Below are 547 nucleotides of genomic sequence, written 5' to 3'. Positions count from 1 at the left end.
CGACTGCTGATGGGCGAAGCGCGAAACGAGTTAATGTGTCATTCCAAGCGCGTTGGTTGAGTTCGTTATTTAGCGTGTCTGGCGAGTAAGCGACAAACTCTTTCCAAGACTCTTTAGGGTGGTTGACGATGTAAGTGGTCGCTTGCTCCAGCGCTTTGTTGAACGCTTTAATAGCCGCTTTGTCGTAGGTTTTTGCATTCGCCACAAACACCAGTTCGTCATACGCTGGTACGCCGTGTTCTTCTGGGAAGAAGGCTTTGGCTTTGTAGCCTTCTAGCGCAAGTTGGTTGGTTTCGAAGTTACGCAAGCCGCCCAAAATAGCGTCTACTTTACCGGATGCGAGAGAGGAAGAGAGTGCCCAACCGACGTTGATGATTTGCACGTCAGAAAACTTCACGTTCTCCTGCGCAAGCATGGTGCCGATTGTCGCCTCTTCGTTACCTGCGATCGCAATACCGATCTTCTTGCCTTTAAGGTCGCCAAGGTTGTCGTTCTTGCCGTTATCCAACACCATCAATGTGTTGAGGGGAGTAGCAATCAAGGTCGC

At 50.3% G+C, this 547-nt stretch carries 1 protein-coding gene; it reads right to left on the bottom strand.

The window, feature by feature from the left end; translation table 11 throughout:
- Window positions 1-547 (bottom strand): ABC transporter substrate-binding protein (locus R7Z50_RS30255; RefSeq protein ID WP_318150117.1); only part of this gene is annotated, 547 nt, incomplete at both ends.

This window comes from Vibrio sp. 1249-1 (genome assembly GCF_033340495.1).
The sequence above is the reverse complement of the archived record's forward strand: the minus strand, read 5'-3'. Positions and strand labels throughout refer to the sequence as shown.